Raw genomic sequence first — 5,087 nt, 5'->3', positions numbered from 1 at the left:
AAGATAGTTGACGCCGAACAGTGGGCACAGTGGCAGACCGGCGCTTGTGTCAGAGCTTATGCCCCATATCAAAAGGCGATATGGCGCAGCACCTAAAAAGACTTTAGGACATGTCAATGCGTCCCTGCGTGCCTGGTGGCGGCTGTTTGATAAGTATGCAGACGTCAGGCAAGTCACGAGCCTTAACGATATCGATGAATTCGTTCATGGCGCTTTGGCGATAAAGGAAGGATTTACGCAGTCGCATGCATCCTTTTTAGTCATTCTGAATGACGCGAGAAAGCAGAGGAAACTCCATCCTCTTGACATTCGGTTGCCACGTCCTACCCCGCAGCACACTTCCATTCCTGAGCAAGAGCATATCAGGGCGATTGCGAAAGAACTAACCAGAAGGGCTAGGGAAATGATCGGTGGCTGGGAGAAATCAGACGCCATCGTTCGCAGCATGAATGGGTGGAGCCTGAATAAGTCAGTATGGAATCATGATGCTGGATATCGCCAATTTGACGTAAGGCATGCTCACTGCACCTATAGACAGGCATGCAGTGAGCTGAACAACCCGGCACTACGTCGAGACCAGTATTTCTTCTGGATGGGAATACAAAACAATGAAAATTACAATAACCCATGCGTTGCACACTTCTCTGAAGTCATCGCCGGCCTCTACCCGGATCGAAAGCAAGCTGCGCACCTCCTATACTTATTCCTATGCAAAACAGGGTGGAATTTGGAGACGGCGCTCGACATTGACGTAGAGGATTACTGGCGCCCTCATCCCACAAACGAATCCTTTGCCATTATTTATTCCTCAAAAATGAGGGCCCGTGGTGAGTATCAGCGTGCGGCAAGCGAAGTAAAGCCAAGAATGTCCGCATTTAATCTGCTAAAGGCCATCATCGCAAGAACCGAGCCCCTGCGTGGGGCCCTTAGATCTGAACTCAATGAGTTGGTCCAGACTGAAAAGGATAATTCTCATGATGTGGACATCAAGACCCAGGATAGGATAAACGAGTTGAGCCGCTGCATCAGGTCTCCATGGCTTCATGTGGTGATCAAAGAAGAGAACTCGATCAGCGCGTTATACGAACAGGCCATTTACGAGGCAGAGCAGCGTCTATCAACACTCATTAAAGGCATCAATGCAAAGCGAGGTGCTGAAGAACAACTAGACGAATCATTGAAGATTGGCGACTTTCGGGATGCTTACATTTCCGCTCAATACAGGCGCAGCAATTACTCATGGATCGTTGCGCACCTCGCGGCAGGACATAAAAATATCAGGTCGCTGCAGGCCTATCTTCAGAAAAGGCAGTGGAAGGCCCACGGTGAAAAGACCGTCAGGTGCTTTGTAAATGTTCTCTGGGACGAGATCCGCACAACGAAAAAAGTCGATCCGGCAACCTTGCATGCGCTTGTGCAAAGAGGTGAAATCACTGAAGAGCAGCGCAAGCGGTGGATAGCACACAAGGATCGTACGAAAGTCGGGACTGGCTGCAAAAATTTCACAAACCCACCCAAGGCATTGGCACCAGAACATAAGGATGGTGATGGCTGTCGCATACAACGATGCACGCTTTGCCCTCACGCGGTCATCTTTGACGACAGCATGGATCCTTTGGCGAGAAGGCTTGCGCAACTTCGTGTGATCAAGGAAAACGTTCCGTTGCCCTCTTGGTATGACTCCTCATGGCCAGCTGAGACCGAGGCCACTGAGCAAATTCTGCATGAGAATTGGGCGCCGGATCTGGTTGAGAGCCGGATTTCCCACTGGCTGGAAAAAGAGAAGAGCACTGTCCATATACTCCTTTCGATGGAGGGAGAGTATGCAGCTTAACACTGTTAAAGCCGAACAATTCTTGCAGCTGGATGACTTGCGAACGCACGCAGCAAGCAGCATCGATGCCAAAAGCATTCATCGCCTGGGCAAGACGGATCTGCTTCGGCTGCAAACCGCGCTAGGTCTTGGTACAGAATGGGGAGTAATTCATGTTCCCGCCGAATGGATGCCAAATGGAGCATCTAAGAACCCAAATCGGAGAATCCAGCATTTAGAGCGGATATGCGGTGTGGCTGAGGCAGAGTCGGAAGCAAGGGAATTGGCCATTACTGTGGCAACAAGATATGTCCTTATGCTCTTTATGGCCCCCAATCCGATATCGGGCTACCTGAAACCTAGCTCAATTATTACCAACCTTATCCATGCAATGTACTTATTCCGCGTTGCGGTAACCAGGCCGCCGGTCAAAGCTTGCTACCTCCTTGACCGGCTTAAGCACGGCGAGCTTGCGGATAAGGGAAGCAACACCGAGATTAATCGGCTCCGGCACTGGTCATCAAAAGGATGGTGGGACGATCTGCCCCAAGGGGATCTATATAGTAAGCATGAGCCGGCACGACGCGGCCACGATGAAACTCCCCTCGATAGCCGGAACCGCAATAACGAACCTTGGCAACCTCTTCCGGATTCATTCGTTGCGGACGCAGGCATAAGAGTGCTGTGGTTGGTTGAGCAATTAGGTCCGTCCATCATCAGATGCGTAAACGGGATGCTCAAAGCGATCGAGGGCCTGGAAACCTCAAGATTTGTTCCCAAAACTCAAGAGAAAAAAAGAGCCGGTGCTGCATCTGAATTTCTGCAGCACTTTGAATGGACGGACGCCAATGGCAACCACGTTAACGAACTGCCCTTCCATATCGGTTATCCCTCCGAGGATGCGCGCCGAGCCGCGGAAAAGGTATGGCCTCCCAGAGGCATAGTAGAAGTGAAGACGTTATTGCGATTATTGCAATCCAGTCATCTCTTTATAGTCTTGTTAAGCACAGGAGCCCGAATAGGCGAAGCACTTTCCTTGCGTGATGGCTGCCTAGTTGAATCGGCAGAGAATGGGGCCGTAATCAATGGGAAAACCTTCAAACTCAAAGCCATGCGTGGTGGTGAAGAACGTGATTGGCCTCTGGCTGAGATTGGCGCAAGTGCCATACAGCAGCAAGAACGCGTGTCAGAGTGTATTCGACGCTGGAATAGGATCACGAACAAATCTGCAAGCTTCAAAGAGGTGGACAGCATCTGGCGCTTGCTGCGGCAGAATGATGTCAATGATGATGCTGCTGACGTTGGATATAACGACGAACTCAAGGCTATGGTTGCGTCATTTCAGATAGCCTCATCCCTGGGTGACAAGCCAATGCACGCCCATCGGTGCCGCAAAACGCTGGCAAGGCTCCTTGCGCTTTGCATTGTCGGCGCTCCGAAAATCATTATGGACCTGTTTGGCCATAAGAATATTGAGATGACATTGAGTTACATTCTGTCCGATCCATTGATCCGGGCCGAGATGGTAGAAGTAGCAGAAGCTCAGACGATCATGCTTGCCGCCGATGCGATGGCGCATTCCGATGAAAATGGCGGGCCAGCTGCATCTGTCATCAAGGAAGCGGTCAGGCAAGAAAAAATACGACTGGGAAAGGATAAGCTGGGAATTGAAGACCTACGTGACTTGGCCGACACAGCAACCCTGTCCGGAAAAACGTGGAGTCTGGTGCGTCCTGGCGTAGTCTGTACCAAGGGGCCAAAACAGGCAGGACCTTGTACCCGCAACGTTGGAAGCCCTGAGCCATCCCGGTGCCGTTCATCCTGCGAGCACCGGCTGGAGGAATATTTCCTGCGCGATGATGTTGATAAAACGCTCGATCTCTGCACTGCCGAATTGGACAACGCCATAAAAAATGAAGAGTCGCATCAGGCTGAATATTGGATTGGACAGATATGCGCAAACATCAATCGCTTTCCAGACCTACGGCTAAAGTGGGAATCCCATCCTATGGTTCGTTATGCGATTGAAAATTCAGGAAAAAGGAAACTAGCATGACGTCTAAAACGGATGTCTTAATACCTGAAGGCTTGCACAATTACGCCAAGTCACGCTCCAGCAATTTCGTGACCAAGCTAAGGGAGGAAATGATGGTGATTGAGGGGGAAATTGAGCATAACGAAGGCTTGTACCCCTTTAATTCAGGCAGGCTGACCAAGGCAGAGTTGTGCAGGCGAGCTGGCGTAGATGACAAGACTCTCCAGAATCCAACGCATAAATCATCCACCAACAAAATGGTAGATGATTGGTTAGAAAGGGTCAAACGCCATGTAGCCCAAGGGAGAACCGTCGTGCGCCGAGCTGTAACGGAGCGTGCGGAACACTGGAAACAGGAGCACGACCGGATTGGCAATGCCTACGCGCTTTCCGAACTAGAGCACAATGAGCGGATGGTTGAATTGGAAAAGCTCAAGGGCGAAAATGCAAAGCTCAAGCAGGAGATTGACGAATTGCGCGAGATGCTAGGCCATGCCGAAGGAAAAAACATAATCTCGATTCGTCCTAAGGGGAATTAAATGCCGCGGCCATGTGTGATTCCCCAAATACTAGAAAAGCTGGAAGTCTGGCTGAATGTGCGCAAGACGGAACACCAAGCGCAGCGGGAACCGGGCAGGAAGCCTACCCTTGCCCTAAACGTCTGACTTCAAGATCAATGTAAGCACTGTTTCCGCATCCATTGGCCTGAGGGACACGCAACGCAAATACATTCATAAGAGGGAAGAACTGACTTCCGCCACCGATTTGTTCGCCGTAGCCCAAAGATTGCAGCCAATTGGCGCACGCCCTTGGCTTGGCGGGCAACCTGTTCAAGCAAAGGCTATAACCCAAGCCAAATCCGCCAAGACGGAGCGCAGGCCACGAATACATACCTATCTTTGGATGTGTGGAAGACGCTGCGATATGATCCGATCTTAATACAACAAGAGCTTCACGCGTCTGGCCTGGACAAATTCAAAGAATGCTTTGGCAACTGAATATTGCTTGGGAATCATAATTATGCGCATCAACCGATCAAAGACACGCAATTGATTCACCGCGTCGAAAGATTGCGAGACTGGATACGTCCATGAGAGCAAGCGTTTTACCTTATGAAGGGGACCGGAGCTTAGGGGCTGTTGACGTTTCATTACATTGGCAGCCATAACAACCCACAAGCCATGGCAACGGTGCTTTGATAATTACGTTTTAACTTATCTGTGTGATTCATAGACATCA

General features: G+C 50.3%; 3 protein-coding genes and 1 pseudogene. 3 read left to right on the top strand and 1 reads right to left on the bottom strand.

Annotated elements, in window-relative coordinates; all coding sequences use genetic code 11:
* The first annotated feature begins 58 nt into the window (after nt 1–58).
* The 3 genes from AAY72_RS16805 to AAY72_RS02420 are packed head-to-tail and all read left to right on the top strand — an operon-like array spanning nt 59 to nt 4,387.
* Nucleotides 59–1,834 (top strand): hypothetical protein, encoded by a 1,776-nt coding sequence (locus AAY72_RS16805; protein WP_057785454.1) that lies wholly within the window; start codon nt 59–61, stop codon nt 1,832–1,834.
* Nucleotides 1,824–3,869 (top strand): site-specific integrase, encoded by a 2,046-nt coding sequence (locus AAY72_RS02425; protein WP_057785453.1) that lies wholly within the window; start codon nt 1,824–1,826, stop codon nt 3,867–3,869. The genes AAY72_RS16805 and AAY72_RS02425 overlap by 11 nt, the downstream gene beginning before the upstream one ends.
* Complete coding sequence (locus tag AAY72_RS02420; RefSeq protein ID WP_057785452.1) at nt 3,866–4,387, top strand: hypothetical protein; 522 nt, start codon at nt 3,866–3,868, stop codon at nt 4,385–4,387. The genes AAY72_RS02425 and AAY72_RS02420 overlap by 4 nt, the downstream gene beginning before the upstream one ends.
* A 411-nt stretch (nt 4,388–4,798) precedes the next feature.
* Here the strand turns inward: AAY72_RS02420 and AAY72_RS17020 are convergent.
* Nucleotides 4,799–4,958, bottom strand: a pseudogene (locus tag AAY72_RS17020) (arsenical resistance protein ArsH); the annotation flags it as partial.
* Nucleotides 4,959–5,087: the final 129 nt, after the last annotated feature.

It is taken from the genome of Alishewanella sp. WH16-1, assembly GCF_001441695.1.
In the GTDB taxonomy this organism is placed as follows: domain Bacteria; phylum Pseudomonadota; class Gammaproteobacteria; order Enterobacterales; family Alteromonadaceae; genus Alishewanella; species Alishewanella agri.
This window is presented reverse-complemented; position numbering and strand designations above follow the sequence as displayed.

Excerpts from the sequence above, each read along its gene's own strand:
- AAY72_RS02420 (WP_057785452.1), top strand. The coding sequence starts at position 3,866 with ATGACGTCTAAAACGGATGTCTTAATACCTGAAGGCTTGCACAATTAC.
- AAY72_RS02425 (WP_057785453.1), top strand. The coding sequence starts at position 1,824 with ATGCAGCTTAACACTGTTAAAGCCGAACAATTCTTGCAGCTGGATGAC.
- AAY72_RS16805 (WP_057785454.1), top strand. The coding sequence starts at position 59 with ATGCCCCATATCAAAAGGCGATATGGCGCAGCACCTAAAAAGACTTTA.